This is a genomic window from Methylibium sp., assembly GCF_965279545.1.
In the GTDB taxonomy this organism is placed as follows: Bacteria; Pseudomonadota; Gammaproteobacteria; order Burkholderiales; family Burkholderiaceae_C; genus Methylibium.
On sequence record NZ_OZ257250.1, the window covers coordinates 3564675 to 3582694 of the forward strand.

General features: G+C 72.0%; 9 protein-coding genes. 2 read left to right on the forward strand and 7 right to left on the reverse strand.

The genetic code is table 11. The features are described 5' to 3' along the window. Positions 1–11: 11 nt before the first annotated feature. The 4 genes from ACQY9S_RS16805 to ACQY9S_RS16820 all read right to left on the reverse strand — a co-directional run bounded on the left by ACQY9S_RS16805 (position 12) and on the right by ACQY9S_RS16820 (position 13038). Entirely contained in the window at positions 12–5042 is a 5031-nt protein-coding gene (locus ACQY9S_RS16805) for a hypothetical protein (RefSeq protein WP_428421209.1), read from the reverse strand. 12 nt (positions 5043–5054) lie between these two features. Further along, complete coding sequence (locus ACQY9S_RS16810) at positions 5055–8702, reverse strand: hypothetical protein (protein ID WP_428421210.1); 3648 nt, start codon at positions 8700–8702, stop codon at positions 5055–5057. 45 nt (positions 8703–8747) lie between these two features. Beyond that, positions 8748–12098, reverse strand: coding sequence for a DUF6603 domain-containing protein (locus ACQY9S_RS16815; protein ID WP_428421212.1), 3351 nt, complete (start codon positions 12096–12098; stop codon positions 8748–8750). Positions 12099–12246: 148 nt separating this feature from the next. Next, complete coding sequence (locus ACQY9S_RS16820) at positions 12247–13038, reverse strand: exodeoxyribonuclease III (protein ID WP_428421214.1); 792 nt, start codon at positions 13036–13038, stop codon at positions 12247–12249. A 20-nt stretch (positions 13039–13058) separates the two neighbouring features. On the opposite strand from ACQY9S_RS16820, the gene pyrE reads away from it, so the two are divergent. Next, positions 13059–13763, forward strand: a complete 705-nt coding sequence (gene pyrE, locus ACQY9S_RS16825; protein WP_428421216.1) for an orotate phosphoribosyltransferase — start codon at positions 13059–13061, stop codon at positions 13761–13763. A gap of 27 nt (positions 13764–13790) precedes the next feature. Further along, positions 13791–14504, forward strand: coding sequence for a hypothetical protein (locus tag ACQY9S_RS16830; RefSeq protein WP_428421217.1), 714 nt, complete (start codon positions 13791–13793; stop codon positions 14502–14504). Between the two features lie 49 nt (positions 14505–14553). Here the strand turns inward: ACQY9S_RS16830 and gatB are convergent, their stop codons facing one another. From gatB to gatC, 3 genes are read right to left on the reverse strand one after another with little or no spacing between them, the layout of a single operon-like run. Beyond that, entirely contained in the window at positions 14554–16026 is a 1473-nt protein-coding gene (gene gatB / locus ACQY9S_RS16835) for an Asp-tRNA(Asn)/Glu-tRNA(Gln) amidotransferase subunit GatB (protein ID WP_428421219.1), read from the reverse strand. Position 16027: 1 nt separating this feature from the next. After that, on the reverse strand, positions 16028–17530 hold the full coding sequence (gatA, locus tag ACQY9S_RS16840) for an Asp-tRNA(Asn)/Glu-tRNA(Gln) amidotransferase subunit GatA (RefSeq protein WP_428421220.1): 1503 nt from the start codon (positions 17528–17530) through the stop codon (positions 16028–16030). After that, on the reverse strand, positions 17527–17826 hold the full coding sequence (gatC, locus tag ACQY9S_RS16845) for an Asp-tRNA(Asn)/Glu-tRNA(Gln) amidotransferase subunit GatC (RefSeq protein WP_428421221.1): 300 nt from the start codon (positions 17824–17826) through the stop codon (positions 17527–17529). Before gatC ends, gatA begins: the two co-directional genes overlap by 4 nt. Between the last annotated feature and the right edge of the window lie 194 nt (positions 17827–18020).

Sequence of the window (18020 nt, forward strand, 5' to 3'; positions counted from 1 at the left end):
GTGGTGGCGCCTCATACCTTGCCGCTGGCCCACAGCTGGCCCGTCGACGACAGCGCGGTGCTCAGCACGGCCTGGTCGGCGAGGTGCTTGAAGTCCAGTCCGGCGACCGTCGGCGCCTGCAGGTCGTTGATCAGGTTCATCGGCAGCGCGAGGTTCACCGCGCCATCGAGCTGCGCCGGGCGCACCAGCCGCAGGCGGCTGAGTTCCAGTGCTTCCAGTACCGTGGCCAGCACGTCGTCGAAGCTCCACCACGCCATGTCCAGCGCCGGCGGCACGGCCAGCAGCAGCGTCTGCGGCGCACGGGCGCCGGGCGCGTCGTAGTGGAAGGCGACCCCGGCGGTGGTGGTGTGCAGCGGCACGGTCTCGTTCCAGTCGTCGCACACCAGCGCGGCCAGCGGTGTGCCGGCCTGCACCGCGGGCAGGCCCTGCGGCGCGTGCAGCGCCACGGCGAGGTCGGGCCGCTGATGGGCGAGGCCCAGCAGCGGGTCGGTCGCGATGTCCGGCACATCCGGCCAGGCTTCGGGCAGCGCGACCCAGGGCTGTTCCCAGGGCGCCTTGGCGTCGGCGCCGCCGCTGCGGCCGGTGGACTGCAGCACCGCGAAGCGCTCGCTCGGGTAGGGCGCCACCAGCGATTCGCGCGCGAGCAGCAGGCTCTGCAAATGGTCGACGCTGCGCCGCACCTTGGCGAGCTTGGGCAGCCAGCCCGGCACCACGGCGGCGCGGCCGGCGCCGAGCGTGGCCTGCGCGTCCAGACAGGCCTGCACGCCGGGCGCCGCCGCGCCCATCGTGAACAGCGGCAGCACCGGGAAGCCGCGGCCGAACACGGCCTCCAGCGTTGCGCGGGCAATCGGTGCGAGCTTGCCGACCGTGTCGGCAGCGGCCACGTCGGCGCGCAGCTCGCCCGCCTGGCGCAGGCGTGCTTCGAGCTGCCGCCGCACGCCGTCGCCGCGTTCGAGCAGGGCCTGCAGGGCGGCGTCGCCGTTCAGCGACACGGCCCGGCCGTCCTCGGTGCCGGGCACACCGAACACGCGGCAGCCGCGCAGCGCGGCGGTCGTGGCGTCGGCGTCCTTGGCGGCCAGCGCGAGCTGCAAGGCCTTCAACGCCGACTGCAGCGCTTCGACCGCCGCTGCCGCGCGCTGGTCGAACTCGGCCGCGTCGGCGCCGGGAAAGTCGCCGTCGGTCGCACCGGCATCGAAGCGGCCTTCGATCACCGCGAGATCGCTGCGCAGCGCCGCCCGCGCGCCGCCGACCAGCCGCCGCGCGAGGCCGAGCAGCGCCTCGAGCTGCACCAGGCCGGGCTGCTGCCCCTGCTCGTCGACCTGCAGCCGCAGCGCGCGGCCCGGGAAGGCCGCCGCACCCTGCGCGAACAAGGCTTCGACCAGCGCCAGCCGCAGGCGACTCAGGTCCTCCGGCAAGGCGTTCTTCGCGCCTGGGGCCGCCTCGTCGGGCGCCATCACCTGCGTGTCGCCGCGCGCGCCGCCGGGGGCGTCGAGCGCCATCGACAATGCCAGCGGCGACAGGCCGAGCTGCGACGGGTCGACGCTCAGTTCCTGCAGGCGGTCGTCGTCGGTGATGACGCGGCCGGTCAGTGCGAAGCCGCCCGGCGGGCCGATCAGGTCGGCCAGCCAGGCGTTCAGGCGCGGCTCGGCGGCCGCGGCTGCATCGGCCGGCCAGCCGGCCGGGGCCGGCGCCTGCGGATCGAGCAGCAGCACGAGCCGCTGCGTGTAGCTGATGCCGTCGCGCGGGCTCAGCACCGACTGCGGCTCGATCGGCATGGCCTGCTTGTCGAGCGTTGCCAGCGCGGCGGCGGCCCGCTCCATGTTGCCCTGCGCGAGCTGGTAGACCCCCTCGCTCACCGCGACATCGCACACCGCGTCCCACAGCGTCGCCATCTGGTCGAGCAGGGCCTGCACTTTGTTGCGCGCGTCGCCGGCCGGCACGACGTTGGCGGCGGCCGCGCCGGCGTTGAGCAGCTTGACGCCGTCGGTCACGTCGCGCGCGACGATGGCTTCTTCCTGCGCCGTGGCCGCCGGTGCGGCGGGCGGGCGCAGCGGGAAGGTGCGCCGGTAGTCGAGCACGAACTGCGCGAGCAGCGCGTCGCGCAGCCCGCGCTCGAAGCGGTAGCCGATCAGCACCGCCAGCGGCTGGCCTTGCGCGAGGCCTTCGAAGATGTCGCGCGCATTGCGCACGCGCCGGGACGACAGGTCGAGCGTGAAGGCCGCGCGGGCCTGCGCATCGTTGGCGAGGTAGCCGCTGCGCAGCACGGCCGCGGCCGCGGCATGGCGCAGCGACGGGGCGAGCACATGCCCGAGGCTTTCGCGGTGGCCCGCGCCGTCGGGCTGCAGGCCCTCGACGACGCCGAAGGCCCCCACGTGCACGCCGGTGCGGCGCTGGCCCGCCGCGCCCTGGCGCAGCCGCGCCAGCCGGCGCGTCGCGAGCGAGGTGTACCAGGTGTCGAGCCGGTGGTCGAAGCTGTCGAGCGTGGTGCGCAGTGCCCAGTTGAGTTCGCCCACGCTGCGCCCCTGCAGGGCGAGCAGGCTGGCCTTCACGCCGGCGAGGTCGCGCGTGTCGCGCGGCAGCTTCGCGGTGGTCGCGTCGAACTGCGCGCGCCGGGTCTCCTGGAACCAGCTCAGCACCAGCGGTGTGCCCGTGGCGAGCGCCGATGTCGCGATCTCGTGCGCCGCACGCGCGGTGTACTGGCCCACCGAATCGGCGCCGGTCAGGGCGGGCGCACGCGTGAAGGCGAGTTCGCCGACATGGCTCAACGTCGTCACGGCCGCGTTGGGTTCGGGCTTCTCGATGCCCACCGTGCGCGGCGTCTGCGCCAGCCCCTGCACGGTCTTGATGCCGTCGACCGCGATGGCGAAGGGCTCGACCACACGGCGGTTCGCGGCATCGGCCTCGAGGTCGGCCGAGTACGCCAGCAAGCCCTGCAGCAGCGAGCCGGCCTTGCGCATGCCGGCGAGCACGGTCTTGGTCGAGGCCGCCGGCGCGATCGCATTGGCGATGCTCGCGATGTAGTTCGGCGCGAGCATCGCCTCGGTCGGCGCCTCGCGCGATTTCACCTGCGCGTCGGCCTGCACCCAGGGCATGGCGCTGGGCAGCTTCGACGGCTCGGGCTTGAGCACCAGCCCGGCGATCTGGAAGGTCGCCAGCGTCGACGATTGCGCCATCGGCGCGCCCCAGGTCGCGCCCAGCATGTGCATGAAGAGGCCGGCGCTGTGGAAGCGCTGCGCGTTCTGCAGCGCCTCGATCTTCTCCTTCACGGCATCGCCGACCGGGTCGCGCTCGGTCTCGCGGTAGCTGACGCTCTGTGCCCACGGGCCGTGCTGCAGCAGGCGGTGCGTGGTGGCCGCCTGGCCGTCGAAGCGCGGGACCTTGCCGAGGGCGTCGCGCCAGCTCGGGCGCAGCAGGTCGAGCACGCTCTTGAGCCCGGCCTCGAACGCGCCCTCGGCGACAAAGCGGCCGCTGGCCACCACCGGCAGCATGCCGTAGGGCTGCATCGCGATGCGCAGCGGCTGCAGCGGGCCGGCCGGCCGCAGGTGGCCGGTGACGTGGTCGCGCAGCGCGTCGAGCGTGCGCTGCTGGCGCAGCCGCGTGCCGCGTGAGCTGTCCTTCGGGTCGGCCCAGAACTCCTCCAGGTAGTGACCGGCCAGCGCGCGGTACAGCGCGTTGAGCATGTGGCTCGACAACTGCGCGTCGTCGCGCTGCTCGTGCGGCAGGCCGCTGGCGGCCAGCGCCGCGTCCGGCAGGCCGAGCGCGAAGCGCAGCGCCTCCACCGCGCTCGTGCCGGGGGTGGGCGCCGGCGGCTGCGGCGTGCCCGGGTCGCGGTCGTCGCCCGGCGCGTGGCCCGAGGACTCGGCGCCGGTGTTGTTGGTGGCGGTGCCGATCGGCACGAAGGCCATGCCGCCCGAGGCGGCGTGCGCTTCGAGCAGGGCGCTCACGCCGCCGGCGGCCTCGTCGGGCGTCAGCGTCCAGTCGACGCCCAGCACGATCAGCCGCTCCAGCGGCTGGCCCAGGTTGAAGGCCGGGCCGCGCGGGTTGCGGCGGCGGAAGGCGTCGACGTCGGCCTGGGTCACCGTGATGGCCATGCCCTGGGCCAGCGCGGCGTCGTAGTGCGCCAGCCAGGCGGCCTCGCCTTCGAACGGGTCCTGCGGCGGTGTGCCGGCGGGCGGTGCGTCGCCGGGGTGGATCACCGGCGCGGCGGCCTGCACGTCGGGCACCGGCGCGCCGAAGCGGCGGAACACCACCGCCCCGCCGGCCGCGAGGCCGACCGCGCAGAAGCGGTCGGGCAGCATCACCGCCACCGGCTGGGCCGCCAGGCGCGAGCCGGCCTCGCCGGTCGGCGGGAAGTCGGGGGCCGGCAAGGGCAGCGGCGGCGGGCCCGGCGCGTCGAGCACGGCGCCCGCGTTGACCGGTCGCAGCGCCTGCACCACGAACGCCGCGCGCGGTGCCCGCAAGGCCCTCACCATCTCGGCCCACAGGGCCTGCGGGCGCTGGCTGCGCGCATCGAATGCGTCTTGCGCCTCGTCCACCGCCTGGGGTGCGCGTGCGAGGAAGCGCGCCTCCCAGTAGGCGCGTGCCGCCTGCTGCTCGGCCTCGGTCAGGGCGGCGACGTGGCGCTGCACGTTGACATCGTCCGGGTAGATGCGGATGCGCAGCTCCGGCACACCGGCCGCGGCGCCGGGCTGGTAGCGCGTTTCCAGGCGCACCGGGAACAGCGCGATCGGCGTGTCGCCCTCCAGCCCGCCGAACAGCGCGGCGCTGGCGGCGTCGTCATCGGCCCTCGCCGCCGCCGCCGAGAGGCCGGTGAAGGCGGCCAGCAGGCCGTTGCGGTCGGCGCGCAGCCTGTCGTAGCGGGCGCGGGCGCGGGCGAGCGCGGCCTGGTGGGCCGGCAGGTCGCCCCCGGGGCGCAGGCGCTCGGCGTCGCGTGCGCGCTTGACGCGCTCGACGTCGGCAATGGCCGCCGTGAGCGCGGCATCGGCCGCGACGCGGCGCGCGCGCAGTGCACTCAGTTCGGCCGCTTGTGAAGGTCTGGGCATGGTGCGCTCCGATCAGCTTTCGAGCCGCTCGCCGGCGAAATAGCCGCGGAAGGGCCGCTGCAGCAGCGCGCGTGCCACCTGCGCGGCATGCGCATCGGCACCGACCGCGAGTCCGGCGGTGGCGAGCTGCACCGAGCGCAGCTGCGCCAGGCTCAGGTGCCGGCCCGCGGCGACCGGCGGCTGCAGCTCCGACCAGTCGACATCGAGCCAGGTCTCGCCGGCCAGGGCCTGCGGCCCCGCCAGCAGGTTGATGCCGCCGAAGCGTGTGGCGTGCTCCAGCCGGCGCGTGTTGCCGCTGCCGCGCGCGCGCAGCCGTGGCACCTCGCGCGGCTGCTCCTGGTCGTCGAAGCCGAAGCGGGGCTCGGTCATCGGCTCTTCCAGCACCCACCAGTACTTGGCCGCGTCGTCGGGGGCGATGTCGAACAGGAAGAAGGTGATGTCCGGCGGCAGCGCGCCGCCGCCGATCGGGTGCAGCGTCTTGCGCAGCACCGGCGGCGCCGGCGGCGGCGGGGTCGACAGGCCGCTGAAGGCCGGTGCGCTGTCGTTGCCCTTCTCGACCGCGTAGATGTTGGTGTTCGGGAAGCGCTGCAACAGCGCGCCGCGCACCAGCAGCGCGAGCCGCGCCTTCTGCCCCTGGCCGCCACCGGCACTGCCGATGGCCTTGCCCTGGCTCCACTGGTGAATCGGCTGCACGTCGACCCAGCCCGGGTCGAAGTAGGGCCAGAACTTCTGGAACGGCGTGCCGCGCTGGTCGGTCGGGAAGCCGCGCCACAGCAGTTCGCGGTTCATCTCGTGGTTGCTGCCGACCAGGAAGGACTCGACGAAGCGCGGGTTGGTGGCGACCAGCAGGATGGTGTCGTTCGGGATGTCCTCGACGCCGGGCATGAAGGCGTCGCGGTCCATGTCGACGAGGCGTTTGTAGAGCGCCTCGTCGAGCCTGGGGTAGGCCATCACGCGGTCGAGCAGTGCGGTCACCACGTATTTCTCGAGGCCGGCGTGCACGGCGCTCACGAGGCCGGGGCTCGGGTGCAGCAGGTCGAGGCGGCTGTCGCCGAGGTCGATCAGGCTGGACACGCGCTGCGGCACCAGCGTCGCGATGTCGAGCGCGGCGCGCGCGGTCTGCGCGGCGCGCGTCGCCTCGAACGGCACGACCGCGACGGTGACGCGCGGCGGCAGCAGGGTCGGCGCGTCGCGCTGGATCTTGTCCTGCCAGGCGACGCGGTAGATGTCGAGCACCGCCTGGCTGCGCTCCGGCGGCAGCAGGGTGATGCTGTGGCGATCGCCGAGCTGGCCGGGCCGGGCCGGCGCCTCCTCGTTCGGACGCACCGGCTTGAACAGCCCGCCCGGGGTGGCCTGCAGCGCGACCGCCGGCACGGCGCCGGGGCCGGCCGGCTGCACCGCGCTCGGCGGCAGCGAGTTGAACAGCGCGGTGTTGCCGAGCCGGCGGATCGCGGTGATGTCGACCGCTGCGACCTGCCCCGGACGCATCGCTGCCGCGCGCTCGACCGGCGCCGCGCCGCGGCGGCTGCGCGTCAGCGCCTTGCCGACGGCGAGGTTGCCGTTGCGCGCGTCCACGCGCAGGCCCTGGGCGGCCGCGAGCTGGAAGCCGGCTTCGCCGCGCACGGCGCTGAGCAGCACGCCCTCGGGGCGCGTCGGCGAGGCTTCGAACACGGTGTGGGCCATCGCCGTCTGCGGCGTGGCGAGGACGGTTGCACCCGCCGTCACGCCACCGCCCGCAGCCTGCGGCTGCGCGATCTGGTCCTGCGACAGCGCGGAGGCGAACTCGCCGATGCGTTCCCAGTGGCTGTCGAGCAGCACGCCGCCGCGCAGCTTCTGCGTCACGCTCGGCGTGTGCCAGGCACCGGGCTGGAGCACCTCGCTCACCTGCCCTTGCAGGCCTTGCAGCACGCGCACCTGGTCCACCCGCAGCGGCTCGACGAAACCGGGCACTGCCACCAGCGCACCGGGATCGCTCGGCAGCTGCAAGGCGTCGAGTGCGCGCAGCGACGCGATGCCGTCGACGCGAAAGCGCTCGAACTCGACCAGCGACCGTGCGGAGCGCGGCTCGGCAAAGGCCGCGACCAGCTGCGTGGCGATGCCCGACGCCACGCGCGAGGGCGCGTGCCGCACCATGCCGCGCACGGCGCTGAAGCCGCGCCGCAGCGCGCCGTCCAGCGCGGCGTCGGGCAGGCTGGTGCCGCGCCGGTAGCCCCACATCGTCAGGCCGGGTGCCAGCGCATCGAATTTCATGCGGCCGGCCGCCGGCGCCAGCAGCTGCAGCTGGCGCAGCGGCGGCAGCTTGTCGATGCGCAGCACCAGCTGCGCCAGGGCCTTGGCCGACAGATGCAGCCGGCTCAGCAGGCGCTCGGCCTTGAGCACGTCGCCGACCTGCGACCAGGCCGATTGCATGAACTCCTCCTGGTTGGTCTGCACCAGCCGCGTGCCGACACCGCCGGCCATGCGGTTGGGCACCGACAGGTTCAGGCCTTCGAGCCAGCGGTCCTTGCGGTGCGCCACTTCGAGGTCGTGGCGGCGCGCGTGCCAGACGCCGTAGGCCGGCGGGCCGACCAGCGGCACCTCGGGGTGGCTGTCGAGCTGCGCCAGATTGCCGAGCGCACGCCGGTCGCCGGTGGTCAGCACGGTGCGCAGCAGCTCGGCGATGTCGTCGACCCGGCCCGGCTCGGGCGCCGGGTTGGGGCTCAGGGACAGCAGCGCGCCTTCGTAGCGCGCGACGTACTGCTGCTGCACGATTTGCGGCGTGACGGCGCCGCGCTGCAGCAACCGGTCGGCGTCGACCTCGACCGGCACGCGACCGAGTTCGCCGATCTTCTGCTGGACCTCGGCCGGCAGCTCGTTCTTGGTCTTGAGCCGCCGCGCCAGCGTCTCGAAATCGCCGGCCGGGCCGGTGGAGAACTCCCAGTGGTAGTAGATCGGCAGCTCGATGCCGGCGGCCTCGCTGCCGGCCCAGGCCGGGCCGAGCAGCGCATCGCTGGCCACCGGCTGGCCGAGGCCGGCCTTGACGCCGGCGTCGAAGGCCGGCACCACGCAGGCGAAATAGTCGACCCCGGGCTCGAGCCGGCGCGGGCACACCAGCCGCGACAGGTTGTGCGCGGGGTTGTTGCGCAGGCCGTCCTGCACCGTCTGGGCGGCGGACGAGCGCAGCAGCTGCGCGTGGGCCCACATCCAGCCCTCGGCCAGGTTCGGCAGCGGTACCGCGGGGGCGGCACGCAGCAGCACCGAGGCCAGCAGCCGGCCGGGGCGCAGCAGCGGCCGGCCTTCGACCTCGTCGCGGCGCAGCACGATCAGCGCGAGCCAGGGGCTCAGGCGCTGCTGCGCGTCGGCATGGGCCGGCGTCATCAGCCACGGCAGGTCCGGCGGGTCGAAGTCGATCGCGGCCAGGTAGTTGGGTTCGAAGTTGCGCAGGTTGGCGCGCGGCTCGGTGCGCACGACGGTGCGCGGGTCGATGCCGACGATGTCGGCCGGCCCGAGGACCTTGAGATCCACCCCGCCCTGGTCGGTCTGCGCGCCGTCGCCGGTGATCTGCAGGCCGACGCGGATCTTCGGCAGCACCGGCTGGCCGAGCGCCTGCTGCGCGGCGTGGGCGCGCGCGAGGCCGCGCCGCGCCCAGGGCAGGAAGTCGTAGCTCAGCTGGTCGGCCATGGTCGGCTCCCGTTCGGTGTTGCCGTGCGTCGTGCCGTGGCCGCTTCAGGCCAGCTCGTAGGACTCGACGACCTGCAGCTCGCTGGCGCGCACGCTGCCGCCGGCCAGGCGCTGGACCGTCTCGCGCGCGGCCCAGGCCCCCGTGGCGGCCGCCGACACCGCGCCCTGGTGCAGCTTGTCGGCCACCGCGGCGACCGGCTGCTCCTTCACCGACAGCGGCTGCGCATCGGGCGGGCGCAGCCGCTCGGCCGCGCGCAGGCTGCTGCGCGCCACCGCGCCGGTCGCCACCATCCATCCGGCGATCTGCGGTGCGCGGGCGTAGACATGCTCGGTGTGGATCGCGCCGAGCACCAGCGCATCGATGCGCCATTCGCGGTGCTTCGGCGCCGGGCTCAGCTCGCGCGACTCCCAGTCGACCGGACAGCTCACCAGCGCGGCGGGGTCGAACTCGAATTCGTCGGCGCTGAGCTTCTCGCCGGCGTCCATCGCCTCGAACGAGGGGTGCGTGAGCTTGTCGTCGTCCGACATCTCGAGGAACTGCGAGGCGGCGAAGTTCTCGCGCTGGGTCTCGCGGCGCACGTTGGGCACCACCGCGCCGTTGAAGGTCAGGCCGCCGATGTCGAGCGTGCGCGGGCCGTCGATGTCGGCCTCGCCGAGCTTGTCGAGCCGGCGGCGCAGCGGCGCGCTGCGCTGCGTGAAGACCAGCGCGGCCATCGGGTGGGCCAGCGCGTCCTTCTCGCCCTCGCGCCTGGCCACCGTCACCAGGTGCTCGCCGTCGCCGGTGAGCTGCACGTTCCAGTTGTCGCGCTTGTCGACCTCGTCCTTCAGCAGTGCGAAGGCGCTGCGGCGGATGCGCGGCGTGTCGCGGTCGTCGCCCCAGGATTCGTCGAACTCGACCGACACGCTGCCGAAGAAGCCGAGGTCGATCTCGCCGACGCCGCGGATGCGCCAGCGCCCCGGGCCCTTCAGCAGGCCTTCGAGCCGCACGCCGAAGCCGATGCCGAAGGCCTCGGCGTGGGCCCAGGCGCGGAAGTCGACCTCGAAGTAGAACTTGGGCTGCAGGTAGCAGATCGCATCGAAGCCCAGGCCGGCGTCGAACGAGGCCACGCCGACATCGCCCCACACCTTGAGTTCGCAGCCGGCCTGCACCGTGGCGGCGGTGACGGCGAAGTAGCCCTTCACCGAGACACCGACGATGCCGATCGAGAAGCCCGCGCCGATGCGGTCGAAGGGCATCGGGATGTCGGGCGGGATGTCGGCGAAGCGCGGGTGGAAGCCGCCCGCCGACAGCAGGAAGGTCGGCTTGCTGCCGAAGGCGGCGCGGAAGGCGAACTGCCCGGTCAGCGTGATGAAGCCGACGCGCGAGTCGCGCAGCTTGCCGTCGAAGGCGATCTTGAACGGGTCGAACACGATCACGCCGACGAAGTCGATCTGCAGCCGCAGGATCGCCAGCGACTTGTCGACCAGCGGCGGCACCTGCACCACCAGCTGGCCGAGGATGGCGATCTGGCTCGCCTCGATCAGCACGCCCAGCCGGATCGCCACGAGGTTGGGCGTGCCCCAGCCGACCTCGAGCATCGGGCCGATGATGAAGCCGCCGGCCTTGAACGGGAACAGTGTCTTCAGCGTCTCGAAGATCTGCGGCGCATTGCCGGCCACGTCCTTCGGGAACAGCACCGCGTCGAGCCCGCCGCTGCCGAGCTGCTGCGCCATCGCCGTGGTGTCGGCGGTGTGCTGTACGCCGATCAGGCCGCCGACGCCGGTGAGCGTGAAGCCCCACGACAGCTGGATCGGCGGGAAGTTGCCGAAGATCAGCAGCAGCAGCGACCAGTTGTTGCCCGGCGGCCGCTTGGTGTTGAGCATGCCGAGCGCCTTGACGCCGATCGCCGCGATCTTGAGTTCGAGCGCGCCCTTGTACTCGCCCAGTTCCGGGTCGAGCGAGAGGTAGCCGCCACCCTTCACCACGCCGGCGTCGAGCGACAGGCCCAGCCCGGTCGGCGGCTTGAACTCGAACGCGATCTCGCCGTTGGCGGTGGTGATGAGGAGCTTGGCGCCGATGCGCTCGACGCTGCCCTTGAACGGCCCCAGGTCGACCCCGGCCGAGACCGACAGCTCGGTCTCGATCTGCGCGAAGTTGTCCTTCGGTTCGACCGCCAGCGTGATCAGCTGCAGCTTGAACGGCCCGGTGGGCAGCTTCTGGATCGGCAGGTTGACGCGCAGCGCGGTGCCGTCCTTCAGGCGGAAGCCGCCGGCGGCGTCGGCCATGGCCTCGATCGAGAACTCGACCTCGATCTGTTCGCCCAGCACCTGCTTGAGCAGCGAGTCGCCGACCTTGACGATGATCTTGCCGTCCTTGGCGCGCAGCCGGATGGCCGGCGCGAGCTGGCTGCCGCCGGGCGGCGTCGACAGCGTGAGGCCGGCGCCGAGTTCGTCGATCTGCAGGCGCACCGCCGGGTCGCCGGCCGGCTCGGGAATGGAGACGGCACCGTTGTTGCCCGACTTCTTCTTCAGCGCGACGTCGAGGTCGATGCCGAGGTTCTGGGCTTCGAGCTTCACGGCCGGGGCCCAGCGCAGCTCCAGCTCGCCCGCAGCCTTGAGCGCCAGCACGAGCTTGCGCGTCGGACCGTCGTCCTTCTCGCGGCTGAAGCCGCCGCTGAGCCGGGCGCGCACGCCCTCGGCGATGTCGAACTTGAGGATCTGCACGTCGCCGTCGGCGCCCGGCACGCCGCCGGACTTCGGGAACGGCAGCTTCAGGTCCGGCGGCTGGACGGCGCCCGCCAGCGTGCCGGCCGAGAAGCCGGCCCAGTCCTTCAGCGACTGCGCGGGGTCCTTGTCGAAGGCGGTGTCGAGCACGGCGCCGACGAACATCGTCTGCACGCCCATCGCGGTGGAAGCGCCGAGTTGCTGCGTCGCCGTGCTGGTCAGGGCCTCGGCCAGCCTCTTGGCCTGGGGCTGCGCCGGGTCGGCCGGCGCGGTGGTGGCGATGTCGCCCGACAGTGTGAGCAGCAGCTTGCCGATGCCGAAGCCGCTGGGATGGACACGGGCCCCGCTGACGGCGCGCTTGATCTGGTCGACCAGCACCCTCACCGCGTCCTTGGCATCGCCGAGGTTGCCGCCACCGAGCGCGTCGATGATCTTCTTCAGCGGGTCGATGGCGACGAGGGTCTCGCCGACCACGATCGCGGCCACCGACAGCGAACTGCCGGCGATGTTGGGTTGCCTGAAGGCCGCCGGGTCGGCCGCGGGCGGCGCGACGTTGCGGTCGACCGGATCGACCAGGCTCCACAGCACCTTGCGCAGCGCGTCGCGCTCGCCGGCGTTCGCGACGCCCTTGATCGCCTCCTCGACCGCCTGCGCGAACCAGCCGTGCACGCGTTCGAACGCCTTGTCTGCCATCTGGCCTCCCGGGTGCGAGACGCCGCGTGACCTTGCGGTCCGGGCCGGAGGGGCACTCTAGGTCGGGGCCGGCAGCACAAGCACCCCTAGGTTACGTTCGACCGCGGGAGGCGCAGCGCGGCAGGTGCTTGCTGCCGTGCAAGATGAATCACAGCGTCAGCTCGTAGTCCACGGTCAGCGGCGCATGGTCGGAGAAACGCTGCGCCTTGTAGACGGACACGCTGCGCGCCTGCGCGGCGAGGGCCGGCGTGGCGAGGTGGTAGTCGATGCGCCAGCCCACGTTGTTGGCCCAGGCCTGCCCGCGGTTGCTCCACCAGGTGTAGGCCTCGCCGGTGTCCTCGGGCCGCAGCGTGCGGTGCACGTCGACCAGGCCCAGCTCGCCGAGCGCACGGCTCATCCATGCGCGCTCCTCGGGCAGGAAGCCGCTGTTCTTCTGGTTGCTCTTCCAGTTCTTCAGGTCGATTTCCTTGTGGGCGATGTTGACGTCGCCGACCAGGATGAACTCGCGCGTGGCCTTCAGCAGCTCCAGGTAGGGGTGGAACAGCGCGAGGAAGCGGAACTTGGCCTGCTGCCGCTCGTCGGAGCTCGAGCCGCTGGGGAAATAGCAGCTGATGACCGAGAGCTTGCGCTGCGGCGTGTCGAAGCGCGCTTCGACGTAGCGGCCCTCCGCGTCGAACTCGGGCTCGCCGATGCCGGTGATCACGTCGCTCGGTGCCTGGCGGGTGTACAGGCCCACGCCGGAGTAGCCCTTCTTGTCGGCGTAGTGGAAGTGGCCCTGCATCCCGGCCACGCGGTCGAAGCGCCCGCCCAGGTCGGCGGCCTGGGCCTTGAGCTCCTGCACCCCCATACAATCAATTACGTTTTGCTCAGCCCATTCGACCCAGCCCTTGTTGGCGGCCGAACGAATGCCGTTGAGATTGAGCGACACCAGACGCAACACGACGCACCTTCCTCTTCCAGATGAGCACGATCGGCGGCCCGGACACTGCGGCGCGAGACGACCTCGCACAAAATTTCGTGGCTTTCGCGGTCGAGGCGGGCGTGCTGCGGTTCGGGGAATTCAAGACCAAGGCCGGGCGGCTGTCGCCCTATTTCTTCAACGCCGGCCTGTTCGACGACGGCGCCAAGCTCGGCCGCCTCGCCGAATTCTATGCACGCCGGCTGCAGGCCTCGGGCCTGGCGTTCGACATGATCTTCGGCCCCGCCTACAAGGGCATCACGCTGGCCGCGGCGGTGGCGATCGAGCTGGCCCGCCTCGGCCGCAACCTGCCCTACGCCTACAACCGCAAGGAAGCCAAGGAGCACGGCGAGGGCGGAAGCCTTGTCGGCGCGAAGCTGCACGGGCGCGTTGTGATCATCGACGACGTGATTTCGGCCGGCACCTCGGTGCGCGAGTCGGTCGCGATGATCCGTGCCGCCGGCGCCGTGCCGTGCGGCGTGGCCATCGCGCTCGACCGCCAGGAGCGGGCCACTGAAACCACTCAAGGCGGCGTGCGCGATGCCGATCATTCCGCGGTGCAGTTCGTGCAGCGCGAACTCGCCCTGGAGGTTTGTGCGATTGCGACGCTGTCGGACTTGCTTCAGTATCTGGCGCGCCAGGCCGACCCGGCGCTGGCGCAGCATCTGCCGCGAGTGCAGGCCTACCGGGATCGCTACGGCGTCTGAGACATGAAAGAACGGGGAGCGGGCGGGATGAGGATCTGTCGTGTGCATGGCCTGGGCGGCGCGTTGCTGTTCGGCGCGCTGTCGGCGCTGTCGACGAGCGCCTCGGCCCAGGAGGTCAAGCAGGGCAGTGCCATCTACACCTGCACCACCGCCGCCGGTCGCACCATCACGCGCGACCGGCCGATCACCGAATGCCTGGACCGCGAGCAGCGCGTCCTCAACAGCGACGGCTCGCTGCGCACCGTTCTGCAACCCAGCCTGACCTCCGACGAACGCGCGGCCCAGGAGGAAGCGGATCGCCGCAAGGCCCAGGAGCGGGCCAACAAGCAGGATGCCATCCGCCGCGACCGCAACCTGCTGGCCAGGTTTCCCAACGAAGCCGCCCACAACAAGGCGCGTGACGCGGCGCTGAACGCGACGCGCACCGGCATCCAGACCTCGGAGCAGCGTCTGGTGGACCTGCAGAAGGAGCGCAAGCCGCTGCTCGACGAGGCCGAGTTCTACAAGGGCAAGACGATGCCGGGCAAGCTCAAGGCCCAGATCGAATCGGTCGACGTGAGCATCGAGGCACAGCGTGCGCTGATCATCAACCAGCAGGTCGAAGTGGGGCGCGTGACCGCGCTGTTCGATGCCGAGCTGGCGCGGTTGAAGCGACTCTGGGCCGGCGCCGACCCCGGCTCGCTCGGGCCGCTGCCGCAGTCGGCCCTGGCCGGACAGCCGGCGCCGCCGAGCAAGCCCTGACAAGGCATTGCATTCGGCCGCATCCACGGCTGCAAGGCATGCCTTGCGCTCAGCCCAGTTTCTTCTTCAGCAGCTCGTTGAGCTGCGACGGGTTCGCCTTGCCCTTGCTCGCCTTCATCGCCTGGCCGACCAACGCGTTGAAGGCCTTGTCCTTGCCGGCGCGGTACTCGTCGACCGATTTCGGATTCGCGGCGAGCACCTCATCGACGATGCGTTCGAGCTCGCCGCTGTCGGACAGCTGGCGTAGGCCTTTGCCGTCGATGATCTCGTCAACCATCGCAGGCCCCTTGTCTCCGATCGCATCAGAGAGCCCCCAAAGCCAATCAAACACCTGCTTGGCACCACTGTTGGAGATGGTGCCGTCTTGGATGCGATTGATCATGGCGGCGAGCGTAGGCGCATCGACCGGCGCTGCTTCTAAAGCCTTGTCCTCGGCGTTGAGCCGCCGCGACATCTCCCCCATCAGCCAGTTCGCCGCGAGCTTGGGTGCCGCACCGGCCGCCTTGGTGGCTTCGTAGAAGCGCGCGAACGCCAGGCTTTGCGTCATCATCGTCGCGTCGGCGGCGGCGAGGCCGTCGTCGCGCTCGAAGCGCGCGGCCATCACGCTGGGCAGCTCGGGCATCTCGCCCTTCACGCGCTCGACCCACTCCGGCGCGATCACCAGCGGCGGCAGGTCGGGGTCGGGGAAGTAGCGGTAGTCGTGCGCGTCTTCCTTGCTGCGCATCGTGCGCGTCTCGCCGCTGTCGGGGTCGAACAGCACGGTGGCCTGCTGGATCCGCAGGCCGTCCTCGAGCTGGTCGATCTGCCACTGGATCTCGAAGTCGATCGCCTGCTGCAGGAAGCGAAAGCTGTTGAGGTTCTTGACCTCGCGCCGCGTGCCGAACGGCGCGCCGGGGCGGCGCACCGACACGTTGGCGTCGCAGCGGAAGCTGCCCTCCTGCATGTTGCCGTCGCAGATGCCCAGCCACACCACCAGCGCGTGCAGCGCCTTCGCGTACTCCACCGCCTCCTTGCTCGAGCGCATGTCGGGCTCGGAGACGATCTCCAGCAGCGGCGTGCCGGCGCGGTTCAGGTCGATGCCGCTCATGCCGTCGAAGGCCTCGTGCAGCGACTTGCCGGCGTCCTCTTCGAGGTGGGCCCGCGTCAGCCGCACCTTGTGCGGTGCGTCGCCGAGGTAGAACTCGACCGTCCCGCCCTGCACCACCGGCAGTTCGTACTGGCTGATCTGGTAGCCCTTGGGCAGGTCGGGGTAAAAGTAGTTCTTGCGCGCGAAGATCGACAGCGGCGCGATCTGGCCACCGACGGCCAGGCCGAAGCGGATCGCGCGCTCGACCGCGCCGCGGTTCATCACCGGCAGGCTGCCGGGCAGCGCCAGGTCGACCGCGCAGGCCTGGGTGTTCGGCGCTGCACCGAAGGCGGTGGAGGCGCCGGAGAAGATCTTCGATGCGGTGGAAAGTTGGGTGTGGGTCTCGAGGCCGATGACCACCTCGTAACCGCGGATCAGCGCGGGGGCGACGTTCATGTCAGTAGCCCTCCGGCGCGCGGAGATGGAAATCGGTGGCCTGCTGGAAGGCGTGGGCGGCGTGCAGTAGCTGCGCCTCCCGCCAGTAGTTGCCGATCAGTTGCAGGCCGACCGGCAGGCCACCCGCGTTGTCGGAGTACGCGAAGCCGGCCGGTACGCTCATGCCCGGCAGGCCGGCCAGGCTGGCCGGCAGCGTGAAGATGTCGGCCAGGTACTCGGCCACCGGATCGGTCTGCGAGCCGAGCGCGCGCGCGACCGTCGGCGCCACCGGACCGGCGATCAGGTCGCAGTGCTCGAAGGCGGCCTGGAAGTCGTCGGCGATCATGCGGCGCAGCTTCTGCGCCTGCAGGTAGTAGGCGTCGTAATAGCCGTGGCTCAGCACGTAGGTGCCGATCATGATGCGGCGCTTGACCTCGGCCCCGAAGCCCTCGCTGCGGCTCTTGCAGTACATGTCCTGCAGGTCGCCGTACCGGGCGGCACGGTGCCCGTAGCGCACGCCGTCGAAGCGGCCCAGGTTCGAGCTCGCCTCGGCCGGGGCGATGATGTAGTAGACCGGGATCGACAGTTCGGTGCGCGGCAGGCTCACGTCGACCAGCGTCGCGCCGAGCCGCTCGTACTCGGCCAGTGCGCTGCGCACTGCCTGTGTCACGTCGCCCGCGACGCCGGCGCCGAAGAATTCCTTCGGCAGGCCGATGCGCAGGCCGCGCAGCGGCTGCGCGGCGCTGGCCCCCTCGCGCAGTGTGCGCAGCGCCGCGGCAAAGTCGGGCACCGGCTGCTGTGCCGAGGTGGCATCGCGCTCGTCGAAGCCGCTCATCGCGCCGAGCAGCAGCGCGCAGTCCTCGGCGCTCCGGGCGATCGGGCCGGCCTGGTCGAGGCTGGACGCGAACGCGATCATCCCGTAGCGCGAGCAGCGGCCGTAGGTCGGCTTGATGCCGGTCACACCCGACAGCGAGGCCGGCTGGCGCACCGAGCCGCCGGTGTCGGTGCCGGTCGCCGCCGGCACCAGGCGCGCCGCGACGGCGACCGCCGAGCCGCCCGACGAGCCGCCAGGGATGCGGCCCGGATCCCAGGGGTTGCGGGCCGGACGCACCGCGGAGTTCTCGTTGCTGCCGCCCATCGCGAACTCGTCGCAGTTGAGCTTGCCCAGGGTGACGGTGCCGGCGGCCTTCAGCTTCGCGACCACGGTCGCGTCGAACGGCGAGCGGTAGCCGGCCAGCATCTTCGAGGCGGCCGTGCTCGGGAAGTCGGTGGTGACGAAGATGTCCTTGTGGGCCAACGGCACGCCGTCGAGTGCGCCGAGCGCCTCGCCGCGGGCGCGGCGCGCGTCGGCCGCGCGGGCGTGCTGCAGCGCGAGGTCGCCGTCGGTGCACAAGAAAGCACCAAGTTGTTCGTGAGCCGCAACGCGTGCGAGCAGGTGTGTCGTGAGCTCGGCGCTCGAAACCGCCTTGGTGGCCAGTTGCGCCGACAGCCCGGCCACGCCGAGTTGGTGCAGGTCGGCGCTCATTCGATTACCCTGGGGACGAGGAACATGCCGGCCTCGACGGCCGGCGCGCTGCGCTGGTTCGCCTCGCGCTGGTCGGTCTCCGTGACCACGTCCTCGCGCAGCCGCAGTGCGACGTCCTGCACCGCGGACAGCGGTGTGTACAGCGGGGCGACGCCGGTGGTGTCGACCGCGCGCATGCGCTCGACGATGGCGAAGAAACCATTGAGCTGGGTCAGCATCGCGGTTTGCTCGGCCTCGCTGAGTTCGAGCCGGGCCAGCAGGGCGATGCGGCTCACGTCGGTGGAGGTCAGGGCCATGGGAGGGGCGAAAGGGAAGGGAAGGAACGGGCCCGCGCCCGAGAACTGCCGTGATTCGGCGCCGCTTTTCACAGGTGTCGCGCGGGGACCGTGCGGTATTATCTTCGGAGTTCCTCACCCGGACGGGATGGAGGCGTTCACTGCGCGGCAGCAGCAGCGTGGGCGCAGACATCGCGACCGGCCTGCTGGCCCTG

Coding starts and splice junctions, on each gene's coding strand:
- ACQY9S_RS16830 (WP_428421217.1), top strand. CDS start 13,791: ATGAGGATCTGTCGTGTGCATGGCCTGGGCGGCGCGTTGCTGTTCGGC.
- ACQY9S_RS16815 (WP_428421212.1), bottom strand. CDS start 12,098: ATGGCAGACAAGGCGTTCGAACGCGTGCACGGCTGGTTCGCGCAGGCG.
- gatC (WP_428421221.1), bottom strand. CDS start 17,826: ATGGCCCTGACCTCCACCGACGTGAGCCGCATCGCCCTGCTGGCCCGG.
- gatB (WP_428421219.1), bottom strand. CDS start 16,026: ATGAACGTCGCCCCCGCGCTGATCCGCGGTTACGAGGTGGTCATCGGC.
- gatA (WP_428421220.1), bottom strand. CDS start 17,530: ATGAGCGCCGACCTGCACCAACTCGGCGTGGCCGGGCTGTCGGCGCAA.
- ACQY9S_RS16810 (WP_428421210.1), bottom strand. CDS start 8,702: ATGGCCGACCAGCTGAGCTACGACTTCCTGCCCTGGGCGCGGCGCGGC.
- ACQY9S_RS16805 (WP_428421209.1), bottom strand. CDS start 5,042: ATGCCCAGACCTTCACAAGCGGCCGAACTGAGTGCACTGCGCGCGCGC.
- pyrE (WP_428421216.1), top strand. CDS start 13,059: ATGAGCACGATCGGCGGCCCGGACACTGCGGCGCGAGACGACCTCGCA.